Annotated in this window: 15 protein-coding genes; 7 read left to right on the top strand and 8 right to left on the bottom strand. The window is 63.1% G+C overall.

Annotated features, from left to right (window positions below):
* Positions 1–16: 16 nt before the first annotated feature.
* From OF385_RS14065 to OF385_RS14040, 6 genes are read right to left on the bottom strand one after another with little or no spacing between them, the layout of a single operon-like run.
* Entirely contained in the window at positions 17–205 is a 189-nt protein-coding gene (locus tag OF385_RS14065) for a tautomerase family protein (RefSeq protein ID WP_060702738.1), read from the bottom strand.
* Between the two features lie 10 nt (positions 206–215).
* Positions 216–1,700 (bottom strand): aldehyde dehydrogenase, encoded by a 1,485-nt coding sequence (locus OF385_RS14060; RefSeq protein WP_264275931.1) that lies wholly within the window; start codon positions 1,698–1,700, stop codon positions 216–218.
* Positions 1,697–2,449: an alpha/beta fold hydrolase gene (locus tag OF385_RS14055; RefSeq protein ID WP_264275930.1), complete on the bottom strand. Its 753-nt coding sequence runs from the start codon at positions 2,447–2,449 to the stop codon at positions 1,697–1,699. Before OF385_RS14055 ends, OF385_RS14060 begins: the two co-directional genes overlap by 4 nt.
* Positions 2,450–2,483: 34 nt before the next feature.
* Positions 2,484–3,035 (bottom strand): amino acid synthesis family protein, encoded by a 552-nt coding sequence (locus OF385_RS14050; protein ID WP_171919287.1) that lies wholly within the window; start codon positions 3,033–3,035, stop codon positions 2,484–2,486.
* Positions 3,032–3,691: an amino acid synthesis family protein gene (locus OF385_RS14045; RefSeq protein WP_264275929.1), complete on the bottom strand. Its 660-nt coding sequence runs from the start codon at positions 3,689–3,691 to the stop codon at positions 3,032–3,034. The genes OF385_RS14050 and OF385_RS14045 overlap by 4 nt, the downstream gene beginning before the upstream one ends.
* Positions 3,692–3,727: 36 nt before the next feature.
* Positions 3,728–4,423 carry a GntR family transcriptional regulator gene (locus OF385_RS14040; protein WP_264275928.1) on the bottom strand — a complete coding sequence of 232 codons (696 nt, stop codon included), beginning with the start codon at positions 4,421–4,423 and terminating at the stop codon, positions 3,728–3,730.
* Between the two features lie 116 nt (positions 4,424–4,539).
* Between OF385_RS14040 and OF385_RS14035 the strand changes: the two genes are divergently transcribed.
* From OF385_RS14035 to OF385_RS14010, 6 genes are all read left to right on the top strand, one after another.
* Entirely contained in the window at positions 4,540–5,514 is a 975-nt protein-coding gene (locus OF385_RS14035; protein WP_264275927.1) for a flavin reductase, read from the top strand.
* 44 nt (positions 5,515–5,558) lie between these two features.
* On the top strand, positions 5,559–7,208 hold the full coding sequence (locus OF385_RS14030) for a BCCT family transporter (protein WP_264275926.1): 1,650 nt from the start codon (positions 5,559–5,561) through the stop codon (positions 7,206–7,208).
* 114 nt (positions 7,209–7,322) lie between these two features.
* Positions 7,323–8,153, top strand: a complete 831-nt coding sequence (gene fdhD / locus OF385_RS14025; RefSeq protein WP_264275925.1) for a formate dehydrogenase accessory sulfurtransferase FdhD — start codon at positions 7,323–7,325, stop codon at positions 8,151–8,153.
* Positions 8,154–8,210: 57 nt separating this feature from the next.
* Positions 8,211–10,532, top strand: a complete 2,322-nt coding sequence (locus OF385_RS14020; protein WP_264275924.1) for an FdhF/YdeP family oxidoreductase — start codon at positions 8,211–8,213, stop codon at positions 10,530–10,532.
* 88 nt (positions 10,533–10,620) lie between these two features.
* A complete protein-coding gene (locus OF385_RS14015; protein ID WP_264275923.1) occupies positions 10,621–12,075 on the top strand; it encodes a nucleobase:cation symporter-2 family protein in 1,455 nt (484 codons plus the stop codon).
* A gap of 182 nt (positions 12,076–12,257) precedes the next feature.
* Entirely contained in the window at positions 12,258–13,730 is a 1,473-nt protein-coding gene (locus OF385_RS14010) for an HNH endonuclease (protein WP_264275922.1), read from the top strand.
* A gap of 85 nt (positions 13,731–13,815) precedes the next feature.
* Here OF385_RS14010 and OF385_RS14005 read toward each other — a convergent pair whose 3' ends face one another.
* Positions 13,816–14,697 (bottom strand): SPFH domain-containing protein, encoded by an 882-nt coding sequence (locus tag OF385_RS14005; protein ID WP_264275921.1) that lies wholly within the window; start codon positions 14,695–14,697, stop codon positions 13,816–13,818.
* Between the two features lie 133 nt (positions 14,698–14,830).
* Here OF385_RS14005 and OF385_RS14000 point away from each other — a divergent pair, with 133 nt between their 5' ends.
* A complete protein-coding gene (locus OF385_RS14000) occupies positions 14,831–15,820 on the top strand; it encodes an aldo/keto reductase (protein WP_264275920.1) in 990 nt (329 codons plus the stop codon).
* Positions 15,821–15,842: 22 nt separating this feature from the next.
* Here the strand turns inward: OF385_RS14000 and nirB are convergent, their stop codons facing one another.
* Positions 15,843–18,446: a nitrite reductase large subunit NirB gene (gene nirB, locus OF385_RS13995; protein ID WP_264275919.1), complete on the bottom strand. Its 2,604-nt coding sequence runs from the start codon at positions 18,444–18,446 to the stop codon at positions 15,843–15,845.
* Positions 18,447–18,737: the final 291 nt, after the last annotated feature.

The following is an 18,737-nucleotide window of genomic DNA, read 5'->3' as shown; positions in this document are numbered from 1 at the left end:
GGTGAGTCGTTGCGGTTTAGCGGCGTTCGGCGATGGTCTGGTTGCCGCGGGACCAGTGCTCGTGCTCGACTTCGCGCACGATGACGGTGATGTTTTCGTCGGCGGCGTCGACGGTGTCAACCGCGGCCTGGTGCACCGCGGCGATGAAGCTGCGCAGCTGCTGCTCGCTGCGGCCCTTGGCGATGGAGATATCGATCAGTGGCATGGGTGGCTCCTTAGGCGCGCATGACGAAGGGGTCGGCGACCGGGGATTCGTCGGTGTTGATCCAGATGGACTTCAGCCGGGTGTACTCGTTCATCGACTCCAGGCCGTGTTCGATGCCCACCCCGGAGCTCTTGAAGCCCTGGCGCGGGGACATCGGGGACATGGCCCGGTAGGTGTTCACCCAGATGGTGCCAGCCTCCAGCCGGCGGGCCATGCGGTGGGCGCGGGCCAGGTTCTGGGTCCAGACGCCGGCCGCCAGCCCGTACTCGGTGTCATTGGCCGCGGCCAGCAGCTCGTCTTCATGCTCGAAGGGCATGATCGCGGCCACCGGGCCGAAGATCTCCTCGCGCACCACGCGCATGTCGTTCGTGACGTCGGTGAGCACCGTGGGGGAGAAGAAGTAGCCGGGCAGTTCCAATCCGTCGGGCCGCGAGCCGCCAGCCAGCACGGTGGCGCCTTCCCCGGCGCCGATCTGGACATAGGAGGAGACCTTGGCCAGCTGATCGGCGAAGGCCAGCGGGCCCAGCTCGGTGGCCTCGGCCAGCGGGTCGCCGATGATGATGGACTTGGCGCGGTTCACGACCTTTTCCAGCAGTTCGTCGTAGATGGACTTGTGGGCGAAGACGCGGGAGCCGGCGATGCAGGTCTGGCCCGCGGCGGCATAGATGCCGGCCACCACGCCCATGGCCGCGTTGTCCACGTTGGCATCGTCGAACACGATGTTCGGCGACTTGCCGCCCAGTTCCAGGGTGCAGCCGATGAAGCGGCTGGCGGCCTGCGCGGCGATGGAGGAGCCGGTGGCGGTGGACCCGGTGAAGGAGATCTTGGCCAGCAGCGGATGGGCGACCAGTGCGGCGCCGGCCTCGGCGCCGAAGCCGGTGACCACGTTGATGACGCCGGCCGGGAAGCCAGCCTGGTCGGCCAGTTCGGCCAGCAGCAGCACGGTGCGCGAGGTGTACTCGCTGGGCTTGATGACCACGGTGTTGCCGGCGGCCAGGGCCGGGGCGATCTTGGAGATGGTCAGGGTCAGCGGCGAGTTCCACGGGGTGATGGCCCCGACCACGCCCAGTGCCTCGCGCTGGGTGTAGTTCAAGATGGCCGGGTTCATGCTCGGGATCTGCGAGCCCTGCACCTTGTCGGCCAGTCCTGCATAGTAGTAGAGGTATTCGGGCAGGGTGGCCAGCTGGCCGCGCATCTCGCGCAGCAGCTTGCCGTTGTCCAGGGACTCGAAGCGGGCCAGCTGCTCGGCATTCTGCCCGACCAGATCGCCCAGCCGGCGCAGCAGGTGGCCGCGTGCGGTCGCGCTCAGCGAGCTCCAGGAGTGGGAGGTGAAGGCACGGTGCGCGGCCTTGACGGCCCGATCCACGTCTTCGGCCGTGCCGCGGGCGGCCTCGTAGAGTTCCTCAAGGGTGGCCGGATTGGTGCTGGTGAAGAAACGATCTTCGCTGGGAGCAACGTGCTCGCCGTTGATGAAATGCAGGTAGCGCTCGCTCATGCCTGTTTCCCTTCATTGTCGCTGAAAAATTTGTTCAATTCGCCGGCCAGTGCCACCGGATTCTCCACCGGCAGCATGTGCCTGGCCCCGGGGATGATGCGCAGCCGGCAGTCGGGGATGGACTCGGCGAGCCGGCGGGACATCTGCGGGGTGGATCCGGGATCCAATTCCCCGGTGATGGCCAGGGCCGGCTGGATAATGCCGGACAGCTCTCCGGCGATCTCGCGGTCGCCGCGGGCGAAAACCGCATAGGCGTGCACATAGGATTCGACGTCATTGCCGGCCAGGGTCCGCCGCGTGGCCTCGATGATCCGCTGGTCCACCGCGGTTTCCCCTGAAGGGAACCAGCGCTGGATGGCGCGGTCGATGCCCTGGGCGAAGTCCGTGCCGGCGGTGGCCAGGCGCTGTTCCACGGCGGCGGCCTCATCGGCGGTGCGCCGGCAGACCGAGTTGACCGCGGTCAGGGTGCGCACCCGCTGCGGAGCGAAGCGTGCCAGATGCTGGGCGATCAGCGCGCCGAGCGAGAAGCCGACCAGGTGCACCGGGGCCCGGGTGTCCAGGCGCGCCAGCACATCGGCCGACAGGCTCGCCAGGTCCTGCTCGGTGCGCAGGGGCGGCTGCCCGCCGTGCCCCGGAAGATCCAGGGCCACAATCTCGTGCGACAGGTGCTCGCGCAGGGGCTGCCACATGGTGTGGTCCAGTCCCACTCCGTGCAGCAGGACTACCTGCGGGCGCTCGGTGCTTGTCATGGGTGCTTCGCTCCGTTTCGGGTGCTGCTGGGGGCTACTGTTCGGTGGACAGCGGGGCCAGTCGTTGTTGCGGGCGGCCACGGGTGGCGGCAGCCAGTGCGATCAGGATCTCGCCCGGGTGCGGGGCGTCGGAGACCTTGACTTCCACGCTCTGGTGGTGCGAGCGGATGGTCGCATCGGTGAAGTGCTTGAGCGGGATGTCGAACTGCACCCCGGCTGGCCCGCGCTTCTCCACTGCCGGAAGCAGGGTGGTGGCCTTGGCCGCGTCGCGGAAGTGGTTGCCGAACTTCAGCGTGTGGATCAGTGCCGAACCGTGCTCGATTTCGCCCTCCAGGCCCACAATGGCGGCCTTTCCATAGGCCTCGAGCGGTGCGCCCAGGGCTTCGATCACCCGTGGGGCCAGCAGTGCGCCGAGTTCTGAAGCGACCGCATCGATGCCCTCGTTCAGGTCCTCGACGAAGCCCTGTCCGGCCCAGGGGTTATCGAACACGGCGGCGACAATGGCCACCTTGGCCACGGGATCAACCGGGCGTCCGCCTTCGGTGGCGATTTCCTCGACGATGGTCACTAGCTTGCGGTAGTTCATAGTTGGATTCCCTTCAGGATGTCGGAAGTTACCGGGCGATCGGTGGTTCGATCTCCGATGCGGGCATGAGGACGCGGTCCGCCAGAGGCCGCGGCAATCACCGCGATTTCCCCGGCGTGCGGGGCATCGGACAGGAACAGGTCTATGGTCTGGTAGTGGGTTCGGGTGGCCGCAGCGTTCTTGTGCCACATCGGCACGCGCAGCGTTTCCCCGGGGACGCCCCGTCCGTCGGCGAAGCAGATGATGGAGGTTCCGCCCAGGGCTTCGCGCAGCAGGTTGCCGAAGAACGGGGTGTGGATCAGCGCTCCGGCATGCTCCAATTCGCCGTCGCTGCCTACCAGGGCCGCCTTGCCGAAGGCCTCGACCTGGTCCACCCCGCCCAGGGCGTCCAGCAGTCGGTCGGAAATCAGCTTGGCCAGCAGCGGTGCAATGGCTTCGGTGCGCTCGGACAGATCATGATCCGGACCGGTGCCCAGCCAGGGGTTCGCAATGACCGCCATGGCGGTGGCCCGGGTGATGGTCCCCAAAGTTTCGTGCGGCACTTCTTCAACGGTGCTCGACAATTTGCGCAGTCCGGCGGCCGAGGCGATATCTGCATAGCCAGCGAGTGTCGTACGGGTGCTCAGGTCGCTGGAAACGATCAAGGGAGGGTTCATCTGGATCTTCTTTCGTCTGGAGATCGGCGTCGGCCGCTAGCCCGTTGGGGCTTTGTCCTCTTTGAAGGCGGCGATGGTTGCTAATTGGCTTGAGGCTGCCACATGGCGGCGCATGACGAGTTCAGCGGCCAAGGGGTCTTTTGAGCAGATCGCATCAATGATTGCCTGATGCTCGCTGGCAGAATTCTGCAGACGCCCCGGCTGGCTCAGGGTCTGCGAGACAATGCGCTGATAGGCCAGCTGATTCATCAGCAGGTCGTAGTGCTCGGAAAGCTTCCTGTTGTCAGCTCCGGCCACCAGGGTGCTGTGGAAATCGTGCACGAGGCGCGAGTACGCCTCGGTGTCTCCCTGCTTGACCGCGAGCTGGCTTTGCTCGACGTTGTCTTTGAGATGCTCGAGTTCAGGCACCGGGCCGCGCCGGGCCATCAGCCCGGCGGCGAGTCCTTCAAAAGACTCCTTCAAGGCAAACATTTCGTTGATTTCCCGTTGAGTGGGTTTCCTGACGAAAGTTCCGACCCTGGAGCGCACTTCCACGAGGCCTTCGCGTTCCAGCTGTTTCAGGGCCTCGCGAATCGGCGTTCGACTGACCGAGAACTCCTGGGCCAGGGCCGTCTCTGCCAGCAGGTCGCCAGGCAATACTGCGCCGGTGACAATCATTTGGCGCAACCGGCTTAGCAGGGGCACGTCAGCTGTAATGTCCTGGCTGGTTTCAATCACTGAACTCTCTTGCATACAAGAACCATATCCACAGATGATCTTGTATGCAAGAGATTCCTGAGAATTCAAGAATTTTTAAAGATTTCTGGAAATCTGTTGACTATGTCACATGCTTTGCTAGCATTTCTTGCATGCAACAAACACAGCTTTCACTCCAGCAAGTCAAGAATGCTCTCGTCGCCTCATGGGAAGCAGCATGGGACCACGGCAACGTGGATTCACTCGATGACATCCTCCACGCCCAGTACCAGCGAGTCAGCAACAAATCCAAGAAAGTCTCGACTGCGCAGTCCTTGAAAGACGACATTCTGGCAGTGCGCGAGGCCTTCCCCGACCTGGTTACGACGATCGACCACGTGCTTGTCGATGACGCGGAACAGTCCATCGCCGTCTTCTGGCGGACGAACGGAACCTTCACCAGCGCCTTGCAGGGTGTGCCGGCCACCGGCCACAGCGTGGAAACACGGGGTTCGAATCTCTTGAAAGTCCAGGACGGGAAGGTCATTTCCGAGCAAGTCACATGGGACCAGAGCGAACTGCTGGAAGACGTGGGAGTCCCATCGCTCAAATCGGCGTTTGAAACGCCGGAGGACGGAATCGTCGTTGACGACCTGAGCGGGGTTCCGAACCTGGAGGAGCTCAAGGGGTTCAACCGGCAGTTCATCACCGGCGTCACCGTGGTGACCACAAAAGACGAGAACGGCGCACCGCGAGGGCTGGCCGCGAATTCCTACGTCTCGGTCTCCCTGGAGCCGCCACTGGTATTGGTATGCGTCCAGAAGACGACGAGCACCTACGCTTCACTCTTCAAGTCAACGCACCTGGGCATCAACATCATGAGCAACGAACAGCGTGAAACCGTGGGCACCTTCGCCTCCAAGGCGGACGACAAATTCGCGAACCTGGCCTGGCATGAGGGACCGAACGGCACTCCGATGCTCGACGGTTCCGCTGCGTCGATCGAGGCCGAAATCAAGGAGCGCTTCCAGGCCAAGACCCACACCGTCTTCATTGCCAAGGTCAAGCACTCGGAAGTCGCGGACATCGAACCGATGATCTACAAAGCGGGCCGGTTCTTCGACGGCGCAGAATTGCAAGCGCTCTAAGCCAGCCGTGAGCAAGTTCCACTATTGCTAAGGAATTCAAGGAAATGAATATCGACACGAACCGCAATCAGGGGCCGGTGGGCGGACCAACCCTCACCGGTGGCGAATTGCACCATGCTTCGAGTTCGGCCGACTCCAAGAAGGTCTATCAGAAACTCCATGGCCCGGGCAGCGTATTGGCTATTTCACTGCTGCTAGTTGTTGCGTTCGTGTTGTGGGCAGCGATTGCCCCGGAACAGCTCAACGACCTGATGTCCGGCGCTTCCTCGTGGTTTGTGCAAAACCTCGGCTGGAGCTACCTGGTGGTCACGCTCGGATGCATCTTCTTGATGCTGTTCCTGGGCTTCTCGCGCTACGGTGGAATCAGGCTGGGCAAAGACCATGATCGTCCTGAGTTCTCCACCTGGGCGTGGATTGCCATGATCCTCGGAGCGGTCATGGGCATTGGCTTGATCAGCTATGGCGCGGCAGAACCCATGAGCCACTTCATGGATCCGCCGCACAACCGGGCCGAGCCAGGGACCATGGATGCCGCGGTTCTTGCCTTGCAATTCTCCTACTTCGACTGGGGACCCAACGCGTGGGCGCTCTTCGGGGTCTTCGGCCTGGCCATTGCCTACTCAACCCACCGCCGCGGAAATTCGGGTCTGGTCTCGGTGATGCTGCGCCCGATCCTGGGCAAATCAATGGATGGCGCGCTGGGCAAGACCATCGACGTTTTCACTGTTCTGGCAACGCTCTTTGGCACGACGACGTCCCTGGGGCTGGGCGCATCGCAAATCGCCGAGGGATTCAACCGGTTGTTCGGCATTCCCACGGACCTCTTCGTCAAGATCGTCATCATCGCTGGCGTGACGATCATCTTCACCCTCTCCGCCCTGTCCGGGGTGGGCAAGGGCATTAAATGGCTTAGCCAAGGCACCATGATTGGTGCCGCCCTGATCGGAATCTTCGTCTTCATCTCCGGTCCATCCGGATTCATCAGCAATATCTATTTCCGGTCCATGGGCCAGTTCCTGGCGGAATTCCCTGCGGTGGCGCTGCTGACGCCGTCAAATGCCGAGGACCTGCAGTGGATGCAGTGGTGGACCTACTTCATGATGGCCTGGTGGCTGAGCTGGGGAGCTTTTGTCGGCATTTTCCTGGCGCGCATCTCCAAGGGCCGCACGATCCGCGAGTTCGTGATTGCCGTGATGGGTGTTCCGTCGCTGGTCTTCAGCATCTGGTTCAGCATCTTTGGCGGCACCTCGATGCACCAGGAAATGCATGGTTCCTCCGGCATTGGCCAGGCTACCCTCGCCGATACCAATAGCACCTTCTTCGCGATGCTGGCTGACCTGCCCTTGCCGGCGGTGACCTCGGCATTCACCGTGATTCTCGTGGTGCTCTTCTTCATCACCGGTGCAGATTCCAATACCTACGTGTTGGGGACCCTGACATCAGGCGGAAATATGTACCCGAAGCGCCCGATCCTGACCATCTGGGGGCTGCTGACCGGAGTCTGCGCAATAGTGCTCCTCCTGGTCGGAGGCCTGGAAGCGCTGCAGCAGGCGGCCATCTTGTCGGCCGTCCCGTTCACGGCCATTGTGACGCTGCTGGGAATGTCGCTGCTCAAGGAGCTCAGGGACGATACCAGGCTGCCGCTGGCCGCCCACAAGGAAAAAACGGCAGCGGGAGTACGCAGCGGCCACTGAGCAATTGCTGCCCACGCTGATTTGCGTCCTGAAGGGACAGCAGAGACTGCGTTTTTGCCAGTGGTGTGCGAGTATTGGCCAGAGCAAAAAGAAGCACCGCAAGGAGCAGCCAAGATGGGCCGTAAGATCGTTCGCCGCCGGGTTATCCGCGCTACGCGAGAGGGCGGCTGGCGCCCGCGCGAGGAGAAACTGGCCGGCGAGGAACCGCTGGAAATCCGGTTCGGCCAGACTTCCTACACCACCTCGATGCGCACCCCGGGCGACGATTTCGACATGGTCGCCGGATTCCTGGTGGGCGAGGGCGTGATCCGCGAGCCCGAGCAGCTGCTGTCCCTGCGCTACTGCGCGGGTACCGATGAGGAAGGCAACCAGACCTTCAACGTGATCGAGGTGCAGCTGGGCCCCGGCGCGGCGCCGCCGGACCTGGCCATGGCCCGCAATGTGGTGACCAGTTCGGCCTGCGGGATCTGCGGCACCAATTCGATCGACGAGGTGCGCAAGAAGGCCGGGTTCGAGCTGGATGCCTCAGCCGGGATGATCGGGCTTCAGACCCTGCTGGATTTGCCCGACACCTTGCGCGCGTCGCAGAAGCTGTTCTCTTCCACCGGAGGAGTGCACGCGGCGGGGCTCTTCTCCACCACCGGCGAATTGCTGATCCTGCGCGAGGACGTGGGGCGGCATAATGCGGTGGATAAGGTGATCGGCGCCGGGCTGCGCGCCGGGAGGCTGCCACTGAAGGATACGGTGCTGCAGGTCTCTGGCCGCGCCTCCTTCGAGCTGGTGCAGAAGGCGGCGATGGCCGGGATTCCGGTGCTCACCGCGGTCAGCGCGCCTTCATCGCTGGCTGTGGATCTGGCCGACGAGACGGGCCTGACGCTGGCGGCTTTTTCGCGCAGCCAGAGCGTGAACATTTATACACATGCGCATCGGATCAATAAGGCGTAGCCTTGTAATATGTGAGCTGGATATCAGCACCGGTCGCGTCACCACCAGGAGGGTTTCATGCATCGTTCGGCACCTAAAAAAGACATCAACGAGGATGATCTGAAAGTCAGCGAACCTGCCCATGCCGCCGCGGGCCTCAAAGCAGTCATGGTCTCCATGGAGCGCGGCTTCAGCCAGGCCGGCCCCAGCCGCACCTTGCGCTCGATGCTGCGCGTGAACCAGCACAATGGCTTCGACTGCCCGGGCTGCGCCTGGCCTGAGTCCATCACCGAACGCCGCAAGCCGGCCGAATTCTGCGAAAACGGCGCCAAGGCCATCGCCGAAGAAGCCAGCGCCCGCACCGTCACCCCCGAATGGTTCGCCCAGCACCCCATCGAGGTCCTGAAGGACAAGACCGAATACTGGCTGGGCTCCCAAGGGCGGATCACCACGCCGATGATCATCCACGAGGGCGAAAGCCACTACCAGCCGATCAGCTGGGCCGATGCCTTCTCCACCATCGCCGACCACGTGAACGCCACCACCGCGCAGAGGTGCGTGTTCTACACCTCCGGGCGCACCGCCAACGAGACCGCGTTCATGTACCAGCTGCTGGCCCGCTCGCTGGGCACCAACAACCTGCCGGACTGCTCGAACATGTGCCACGAATCCTCGGGCACCGCGCTGAACCCGACGATCGGCATCGGCAAGGGCACCGTCTCGCTGGAAGACTTCGAGCACACCGAACTGATTTTCGTGGTGGGCCAGAACCCGGGCACCAACCACCCACGCATGCTCTCGGCCCTGTCCGATGCCCGCAAGCGCGGGGCGCGGGTGGTCGCGATCAACCCGCTGCCGGAAGCCGGCTTCTTCGGCTTCAAGGACCCGCAGACCGTGGGCGGCATGCTCGGCAAAGCCGAACCGGTGGCCAGCGACTACCTGCAGATCAAGGTCGGCGGCGACCTCGCGCTTTTCCAGGCCTTCGGCCACCTATTGCTGGAAGAAGAGGCGAAGAACCCGGGCAGCGTGGTGGACCACGAGTTCATCAGCCAGGCCACCGACGGTTTCGACGCCTACCGCGACGCCCGCGCCACCCTGGACTGGGAGGCTACCGAACAAGCCACCGGGCTGACCCGGGAGCAGATCACCGAGATCGCGCAGCTGCTGATCAAATCCAAGGCGACCATCATCTGCTGGGCGCTGGGGTTGACCCAGCAGCCGCACTCGGTGCCGACGCTGAAGGAAATCATCAACCTGCTGCTGCTCCAGGGCAACTTCGGCAAGCCAGGCGCCGGCGCCTGCCCGGTGCGCGGCCACTCCAACGTCCAGGGCGATCGCACCATGGGCATCTGGGAGAAGCCCACCGAAAAGCTGCTGGCCGCAATCGACCAGGAATTCGGCATCAGCTCCCCGCGCGCCCACGGCTACGACTCCACCGAAACCCTGCACGCCTTCGAAAAGGACGAGGTGGACGTCTTCGTCTCCATGGGCGGGAACTTCGCGCTGGCCAACTCGGACACCGAAGCGCTGGAGGCAGGCATGCAGCGCGCCAAGCTGACCGTGCACATCTCCACCAAGCCCAACCGCTCGCATGTGGTGCACGGCAAGACCTCGCTGATCCTGCCCACCCTGGGCCGCACCGACAAGGACGACAAGCACCCCGGCGGCGCGCAGTTCCTCTCGGTGGAGGACTCCATGTCGGTCATCAAATCCACGCGCGGCCGGCTCACCCCGGTCTCCGAGCACCTGCTGGCCGAACCGGTGATCGTCGCCCGCATGGCCCAGGCGATCCTGGGCGAGGACCACCCGATCAACTGGCGGGCCATGGCCGAGGACTATGACGTGATCCGCGACCACATCGAAAAGGTGCTGCCCGGGTTCGAGGACTTCAACGCCCGGGTGCGCGATAAGAACGGCTTCGTGCTGCCCAACCCGCCGCGCGATACCCGCTCCTTCGCCACCGATATCGGCAAGGGCCGCTTCACCGTCTCGGACTTCGAGGCGCTGGAAGCCCCCGAAGGCCACCTGATCCTGCAGACCATGCGCAGCCACGACCAGTACAACACCACCTTCTACGGGCTCGATGACCGCTACCGCGGCATCAAGGACGGCCGCCGCGTCATCCTGATCAACCCGGAGGACCTGGAAGCCACCGGGTTCAATGATCGCGATCTGGTCGATGTGATCTCCACCTTCGCCGGCACCGAGCGCCGCGCCAACCGCTTCCGCCTGGTCTCCTACCCGACCGCCAAGGGCTGCGTGGCCGCCTACTACCCGGAGGCCAACGCGCTGGTACATCGCGACCTGGTGGCCCGCGAATCCAACACCCCCGGATTCAAGGCCATGATGGTGCGCTTCGTGGAGCACACCCAGCTGCCCGGGCGCACGCTGGATAGCTGATCTATCGGGCTCATGCGGGAGAATTGAGGGCGGGGCGCATCCCGGCAACGCGGGAGGCGCCAATTAGCAGTCCACCGCAGAGGAATTCATGAGCGCAAGACCTGAAGACGAACGATTAAGCCCAGGCCGCACGGTGGCCTACGGCTTCCAGCACGTGCTGACCATGTACGGCGGCATCATCGCCCCGCCATTGGTGATGGGCTCGGCGGCCGGCATGGACACCGCGCAGATGGGCGTGCTGGTGGCCTGCTGCCTGTTCATCGGCGGGCTGGCCACCATCCTGCAGACCCTGGGTATCCCGTTCTTCGGCGCGCAGCTGCCGCTGGTGCAGGGCACCTCGTTCTCCGGCGTGGCCACCATGATCGCGATCCTCAATGGCGGAGGGGGAATGCCCGCGGTCTTCGGCGCGGTGCTTGCCGCCGGCGCGATCGGCATCGTGATCGCCCCGTTCTTCGCCAAGCTCCTGCGCTTCTTCCCGCCGGTGGTCACCGGCGTGGTCATCACCATCATCGGCGTCTCGCTCTTCCCGGTCACCGCGGATTGGGCCATGGGCGGCTCGGCGGCCGGCGAGAGCTACGGCTCGATGAAGAACATCACCCTGGCGGCCATCACCCTTCTCATCCTGCTGGCCCTGTCCAAGTCCGGCGTCGCGGCCCTCTCGCGCCTGTCGATCCTGCTCTCCATCGTGCTGGGCACGATCGTGGCGGTCTTCATGGGCATGGCCGACTTCTCCCAGGTGCTCACCGGCGACATCTTCGCGGTGCCCACCCCGTTTGCCTTCGGCGCCCCGGTCTTCGAGATCAGCGCCATCATCTCGATGATGATCGTCATCCTGGTGACCTACACCGAAACCACCGCCGACATGCTCGCGGTGGCCGAAGTCACCGGATCCAAGGTCGACGCCCGGCGCATCGCCAACGGCCTGCGCGCCGATATGCTTTCCTCCACGGTGGCCCCGGTCTTCAACACCTTCACCCAGTCGGCCTTCGCGCAGAACGTCGGACTGGTCGCGATCACCGGGGTCAAGAGCCGCTTCGTCGTCGCTGCCGGCGGCGGCATCCTCGTGGTCCTGGGCCTGCTGCCGGTGCTCGGCCGCGTCATCGCCTCGATCCCGCAGCCGGTGCTCGGCGGCGCCGGCGTAGTGCTCTTCGGTTCGGTCGCCGCTGCCGGCATCCGCACCCTGGCCAAGGCCAAGGACGACAATATGAACATGCTGATCATCGCGACTTCGCTGGCCTTTGGCTGCATCCCGATGGTCAAGCCCGACTTCTACGCCGCGTTCCCCACCTGGGTCGGCACGATCTTCCAGTCGAGCATTTCTTCGGCCACGATCATGGCCGTGCTGTTGAACATCATCTTCAATGAGCTGTCCTGGGGCAAGAAGGAAACCTCGCAGCGTTCCATCTACAAGTACCAGCTCGACGGCCTTGAAGACGGCGATCGACTCGTGGACGGCAAGCTCTACGACCAGCAGGGCCGGGAAGTGCAGATCATCGCCGAACAGCCGGGCCAGGCCGGGGATCGGCCGATGCCCCAAGGCTAGTTCGCGGACGGCGGGCGCATTCGAGCACCACAACCTCGATTGCGCCCGTTCTGCCCGGCTTTTCCGGCCTTGTCCAACCGCCAAACCCAGACTTCACGTGCGACGTTACCGCGTCCCAAAAGTTATCCACCCACAACCCATTACTCGAAGACATATTCGACTAGCAGGCGTAAAATAAGAACATGTCCGAAACAACGATCCCCCGCACGGGTACCCCCAACCCGCAGAACCACGGCAACTACACCGCCGTGGCCCGCGCCCTGGAAACCGACCTGGCCCGGATCGAAGAAGAAGGCACCACCGAAGAATGCCTCCAAGCCATCCGCCTGCTCGAAACCCTCACCTCCACCGCGGACTACCACAAAGCAGCACTGAGCCACCAAGCCGAAATCAACATCACCCGCAACAACACCCGCAAAGGCAAATTCACCCAGCTGAACCGCGGCGCCGCCGCCGGCATCGCCCTAGCACGCAAAGCCGACCCCCACGGCTACGGCACCTACCTGGAAAACTGCCGCATCCTCTTCAACGACACCCCGCACCTGGCCGCCGCCTACAGCCGCGGCGAATACACCGAAACACAAATGCGCGCCATCCTCACCCCGCTGCGCGCAGTCAAAGCCGACCGGCGCAAGGAATTCGACACCCTCTACGCCCAGAACCCGGCCATGTTCCACAACCTGGGCCACCGGAAAATCAGCGACACCGTCAAGGACTTCACCCTCGCCTACGGCAGCGACGACCAGTGCAAAGAGCAAAAAGCCGCCGACGAACAACGCCACGTGAAATTCACCCCGCACGCAGCCACCGGCACCATGACCCTGCACGCGCACCTGCCCCTGGCCGCTGGCATCGCCATGAAAAACCAGATCAAAGCCACATCCCAAAGCCTCAAAGCCGCAGGCGATGAACGCACCCGCGCCCAGATAGAAGCAGACTACCTCGCCAGCTTCTGCACCAACCCCGACGCCAAAGTCCCGGTGAACCTGACGATCGGGCTGATCATGACCGATAAGACCCTGTTCCTCGGCGACCGGCAGCCCGCCTACCTCGAAGGCTACGGCGTGATCGCACCCCAGTACGCCCGGGAACTGGCCGCCGGAGAAGAGATCAGCAACAACATGACCCTGGCCGAAATGGCGAAAACCCGCTCCCCGGCCTTCATCGAGCAACTGGAAGCCACTGTGGAACTCATCCGCCTGTATACCGCTCCAGGAGACCAGGACCTGATCGCGATGGACTCCAAAGCGCGGATCTTCCCGGAGAAGATGAAGAAGTTCATCAAGATGCGCGACCGCCGGTGCCGCACCCCGTTCTGCGACGGCATGATCGAAGAAATCGACCACGTCACCCAAGCCCATCTCGGCGGGCACACCTGCGTGATCAACTCCGATGGACGCTGCAAATTCTGCAACCAGACCAAGGAAACCCCCGGATGGCAGGAAATCGTCATCTCAACCGGCCCACACCAGATGAAAATCGCGACCGGAATGGGCCCGACCTATCACTCCACCGCGCCACCTGCGACAGGATTCGCGCACAAGCCCTACCCGCAATGCATGAGTGAAGCCGACTGGGTGCACTCATTCGAAGAGTGGCTGCATCAGCCACCAGACACCAGCAGTCCGCCGGGCAACGAGGAAACCCCCGCCTGAGGAGTCCGAAGAGCCAATGATTGCCAGCTGGATACACTCATCGCCCCAGTTCAGCACCGGGGCGATGGGGACCAAACGGTAAATACTACTTGTTGTTATTGTCGCCGGTCATGGTAATTGGCTGAACTCCAGAATTCGGGAAGCACCCAATCGGGCTCTGGTTGGATTCAGCAACGATGTCCAAGCACTTGGAAGTCAGGGTCTCAGGGGTCAAAGACCGCTCCAGAATCTCGTTGGCTTCGGCTTCAGCGGTACTGGTTTGCTTGCGCTGTTCAGCTACGCGCGTTTTGGCGGCTTCTGCCTGAAGCTCATTAATGCGGTTCTGGGTTGGTTCATCGAAGTTGATGATTGGCAATGTGACTGAGCGAATCTCGATCTGAGTCTTGACCTCGGCCTGCATCTTTTCCTGCACTGCATTGGCCAGGCCCTCAAGATCCTGTCCACCTTTGGATGGTTCGGTGTAGGCCAGCGGATCGTAAGTCGCCATGACTTCGTTCAAAGTCGCGCGGAAGTTCCGATCCACCAGGTTCGACTGGATACCTTCAAAAGTGCGGTAGTCCAAGAAGACGTCCATCGCGTCATCGGTCTTCAGCTGCCACTGAATCGAAGCATCGACATTGGCACGGCCGTTGTTGCCCAGGCGAACGGGAATGCCGCTATCGCCGGAATAGACGTCGTTCTGCACGGAACCGTCCAGCTTCTCGACCTTTTCCCATGGCCACTTCAAGTGGAAGCCGTTGCTGACTACAGAAGTCGGCTTGCCCAGGGCAACCTTCACGCCAACGGTGCGAGGCTGGACGATGGTGGTGGACATGATGGCCACAACGATCAGCGAGACAACGAAGATGCCGACACCGGTCGCCCGGGTGGCGCTGCGGTTCTTGTTTGCGGGTTTCATTGACTTGCCGGCAATCATGACGATCAGGCCGATGAAAGTGCATAGGAGCGCAAAAATGGTGGGAAGCATGATCTCCTCAGTGTTGTGATGATACCGAATATTCTATCGAATGGATCAGAAAGATCATGACGGAAACGCTGATTGTGTCGAGAAAGGTCAAACGCATCGCCTCCGATCATGGTGGCGCACTACACTCGAAACCATGCAACAACGAGAACTTGGACGAACACAACGCAACGTATCGGTCATCGGCTTGGGAACTTGGCAGCTGGGAGCTGACTGGGGATCGGTCGAGGAATCGGATGCTCTTGCAGTACTGGATTCCGCCTACGCAGCCGGCGTGAACTTCTTCGACACCGCCGACGTGTATGGAGATGGCCGAAGCGAACAATTGATCGGCACTTGGCTGAAGAACAATCCAGAAGCCGACGTCACTGTCGCCACCAAAATGGGACGCCGGGTTGATCAGATTCCAGAGAACTACAACCTCGACGCATTCCGCGCATGGAACGATCGCTCACGAGCAAACCTCGGCATGGACACCCTCGACCTGGTCCAGCTGCATTGCCCGCCAACCCCGGTGTACACCACCGAAGCCACCTATGATGCGCTGGATCTGATGGTGGACGAAGGGCGCATGGCCAGCTACGGCGTCTCCGTGGAAACCGTTGAGGAAGCCCTGTCCGCCATCGCCCGGCCGAATATCGCCACGGTGCAGATCATCATCAACGCCTTCCGCCACAAACCGCTGGAGGCTGTTCTGCCAACAGCGCGCGAGGCGGGCGTCGGAATCATTGCCCGCGTTCCGCTGGCCAGCGGACTGCTGACTAACCGGTATTCCCTGCAGACCGAATTTTCCAAGGACGATCACCGCAACTACAACCGCGACGGCTCGGCCTTCGATGTGGGGGAGACCTTCTCGGGCGTGGACTATGCGACCGGTGTGGCAGCGGCGGGCGAATTCGCCCAGCTGGCAGCGGCCGAAGCCCCAGAGGCAACCAGCGCACGGGTGGCTCTGGCCTGGCTGGCTGCACAGGACGGGATCAGCACCATCATTCCCGGGGCACGCAACCCGGAACAGGCGCGCGCCAACGCGGCCGCTGGATCGCTGGAAATCTCCGGGGGCTTCAATGCCTCGGTGCGCGATCTCTACGATACGAAGCTGCGCGCGCAAATCCACCCGCGCTGGTAGCAACGCGGGCGGATCGGGCAGTTTAGCGCTGCGGCGCTCCAACCGGAATGCTGGTGCCAAGCGACACCGGCTCGGCGGGGCGTCGCTGGCCGCGCTCGGACACGTATTCCAGATCCGTATCCGGCTGCGCGGTGTTCACGAAGGAGCGGAAGCGCTTGAGCTTGACCGGGTCGGCCAAGGTAGCGGCCCACTCATCTTCGTAGTTGGCCACGTGGGCTTCCATGGCCTCTTCCAGCTCCTGCGCCAGGCCCAGCGAATCGTCGACGACGATCTGCTTGGCCCGTTCCAGCCCGCCGTCGAGGTCCTGGAGCCAGTGCGCGGTGCGCTGCAGCTTGTCGGCGGTGCGGATGTAGTACATCAGGTAGCGGTCGATGTACTTCAGCAGCGTCTCATCATCTAGGCCACCGGCCAGCATCTGGGCGTGCGCGGGATTGGCACCGCCATTGCCGCCGACGTAGAGGTTCCAGCCGTCGGTCGTGGCGATCACGCCGATGTCCTTGGCCCGGGCCTCGGCGCATTCGCGGGCGCAGCCGGAGACACCCATCTTGAACTTATGCGGGGCACGCAGGCCACGGTAGCGCAGCTCCATCTTGATCCCCATCGCGGTGGAGTCGAGCATGCCGTAGCGGCACCAGGAAGAGCCAACGCAGGTTTTCACATTGCGCAGGGACTTGCCGTAGGCCTGGCCGGACTCGAACCCGGCGTCAACCAGTTCACGCCAAATCTCAGGCAGCTGCTCAAGCCGGGCCCCGAACATGTCTATGCGCAGGCCGCCGGTGAGCTTGGTGTACAAGCCGTACTTCTGCGCGACGGCGGCGATCACGCCGAGCTTCTCCGGGGTGATCTCGCCACCTGGGATGCGCGGAACCACCGAGTAGGTGCCATCCTTTTGCATGTTGGCCAGCACGCGGTCGTTGGTGTCCTGGGCTCCGGCCAGTCCGGCATCCATCGGGTGCACCGAGGTCTGCGAAGAGAGGATGTTGGCGATGACCGGCTTGCAGATATCGCATCCTGATCCTGAACCGAAGCGTTCCATGACCTCGTCGAAGGTCGTTGCGCCGGCGACGCGGACGGCTTCAAAGAGCTCGGGACGCGAGAAGGAGATGTGCTCGCACAGGGCAGTGGATACTTCGGCACCGTCCTTTTTCATCTGCGATTCCATCAGCTTCTTGAGCATCGGCACGCAAGAACCGCATTGGGTGCCTGCTCGGGTGCAGCCCTTGAGCCCCGCCACCGTGGTGACCGGATCGTTGCCTGCGCAACTGCCGCAACCGGAGACTGCATCGCGGATGTCCCCGGCCAACACGTTGTTGCAGGAGCACAGCACCGCGTCATCGGGCAGTTCGCCCTCGGGCGCTTCGCCGCCGATGGCGCTGAGGTAGGCACCGGGTTCACCTGGAAGCTCGCGGCCCAGCATCGGGCGCAGCGACTGGTACGGGCTGGCATCGCCGACAAAGATGCCGCCGAGCAGGGTCTTGGCATCAGCGGACACGACGAGCTTCTGGTACAGGCCGCGTGGGGCGTCGGCGTAGACCACTTCCAGCGCGCCGTCGGACTGGGCGAAGGCATCGCCGAAGCTGGCGACGTCAACGCCGGACAGCTTGAGCTTGGTCGCAGTATCAAAACCGGCGAATTCGGCGTGGCCGCCGGCGAGCTGTTCGGCAACGATTTCGGCCATGGAATTCGCCGGGGCGACCAGGCCTACGCACATGCCGTCGAAGTTCGCGACCTCGCCCACCGCCCAGATGTGTTCGATGTCGGTGGCGCAGTTGGCATTGATGACAACACCGCCGCGAGGGCCCAGGGTGAAGCGCGGGGCATCGCTGCCGGAGAGCTCTAGCTCCTGGTTGTAGCGGCGGGCGAGCTCGTCGCGCGGGGTCAGGCCGATGGAGACAACGACCATATCGGCCTCGACCACCTCGTCGTTGGCCAGGACGATGCCGGTGACATTGCCGGACTCGGAGATGATTTCCTTGGGGCGGAAGCCAGCGTGGATCGTGAATCCGGTGTCGTTGATCAGACGGCCCATGGCCTGACCTGCGCCTTCATCCAGCTGGGCGTTCATCAGCCACTTGCCGCTGTTGATCACCACGGCCTGGGCGCCCAGGGCCTGTGCGCCGGCGGCCGCTTCCAGCCCGAGCAGGCCGCCGCCCACGGTGGCGACTACCGGGGTGCGGCCCAGCGTGGTTTTCAATTCTTCGATTTTTTCCGCGATCGACCAGACATCTTCGAGGGTGCGGTAGACGAAGCTGTGCTCGTGGCCCGGGATGCCCAGGGTCGCGGCATCCGAACCGGTGGCCAGCACCAGCTCGTCGTAGCCGAAGGTGCGGCCATCCTCGGTGGTGACGATGCGCTGCTCGCCATCGATGGCGACAGCCTTGGCCCCGGTTTCCAGGCAGACATGCTCGGCTTCCCAGAGCGCGGTGTCGCCCAGGGTCAGGTCGATGTCGCGATCGGTCAGCGCCTTGGAGAGGGCAACACGGTCGTAGGGTAGGTGGACTTCTTCGGTCAGCACGGTGATGTTCAGGTTCTGGGGGGCGCGGCTGGACAGCGATTCGGTGAAGCGATGTGCTGCCGGGCCGCCGCCAATAACCAAGATGCGACGTTCAGTGTTCGTTGTACCCATGATCTATTTCGACTTTCGCTGGGAAACGGGATGTAACAGGTTCTTGGTTACAGCCTAGAAAGCCGTTTTTGCCGGGCAATTTCTCTTGTGTTTCGGCGGATGTAAATCTCTTCCCCAAGCATCGGGCACCCGGTTAAACCTGCGAAACATGGTGGAATCATGGATTTCAGCCGCGTAAAGCGCGGGCCAGGGCCATGGTCGAAAAACCCCGGTGTTCCGGGCGATTCGGGATTTCACCATGGACGGTGCGGCTGTTAGCCAGGGTTTACCGACTGGCAACTGCCCACGGCC

Source organism: Glutamicibacter sp. JL.03c (genome assembly GCF_025854375.1).
Classification (GTDB): domain Bacteria; phylum Actinomycetota; class Actinomycetes; order Actinomycetales; family Micrococcaceae; genus Glutamicibacter.
This window is presented reverse-complemented; position numbering and strand designations above follow the sequence as displayed.

Bases quoted from the DNA above. Each gene is read 5' to 3' on its own strand.
- OF385_RS14065 (WP_060702738.1), bottom strand. From the start codon at position 205: ATGCCACTGATCGATATCTCCATCGCCAAGGGCCGCAGCGAGCAGCAG.
- OF385_RS14060 (WP_264275931.1), bottom strand. From the start codon at position 1,700: ATGAGCGAGCGCTACCTGCATTTCATCAACGGCGAGCACGTTGCTCCC.
- OF385_RS14055 (WP_264275930.1), bottom strand. From the start codon at position 2,449: ATGACAAGCACCGAGCGCCCGCAGGTAGTCCTGCTGCACGGAGTGGGA.
- OF385_RS14050 (WP_171919287.1), bottom strand. From the start codon at position 3,035: ATGAACTACCGCAAGCTAGTGACCATCGTCGAGGAAATCGCCACCGAA.
- OF385_RS14045 (WP_264275929.1), bottom strand. From the start codon at position 3,691: ATGAACCCTCCCTTGATCGTTTCCAGCGACCTGAGCACCCGTACGACA.
- OF385_RS14040 (WP_264275928.1), bottom strand. From the start codon at position 4,423: ATGCAAGAGAGTTCAGTGATTGAAACCAGCCAGGACATTACAGCTGAC.
- OF385_RS14035 (WP_264275927.1), top strand. From the start codon at position 4,540: ATGCAACAAACACAGCTTTCACTCCAGCAAGTCAAGAATGCTCTCGTC.
- OF385_RS14030 (WP_264275926.1), top strand. From the start codon at position 5,559: ATGAATATCGACACGAACCGCAATCAGGGGCCGGTGGGCGGACCAACC.
- fdhD (WP_264275925.1), top strand. From the start codon at position 7,323: ATGGGCCGTAAGATCGTTCGCCGCCGGGTTATCCGCGCTACGCGAGAG.
- OF385_RS14020 (WP_264275924.1), top strand. From the start codon at position 8,211: ATGCATCGTTCGGCACCTAAAAAAGACATCAACGAGGATGATCTGAAA.
- OF385_RS14015 (WP_264275923.1), top strand. From the start codon at position 10,621: ATGAGCGCAAGACCTGAAGACGAACGATTAAGCCCAGGCCGCACGGTG.
- OF385_RS14010 (WP_264275922.1), top strand. From the start codon at position 12,258: ATGTCCGAAACAACGATCCCCCGCACGGGTACCCCCAACCCGCAGAAC.
- OF385_RS14005 (WP_264275921.1), bottom strand. From the start codon at position 14,697: ATGCTTCCCACCATTTTTGCGCTCCTATGCACTTTCATCGGCCTGATC.
- OF385_RS14000 (WP_264275920.1), top strand. From the start codon at position 14,831: ATGCAACAACGAGAACTTGGACGAACACAACGCAACGTATCGGTCATC.
- nirB (WP_264275919.1), bottom strand. From the start codon at position 18,446: ATGGGTACAACGAACACTGAACGTCGCATCTTGGTTATTGGCGGCGGC.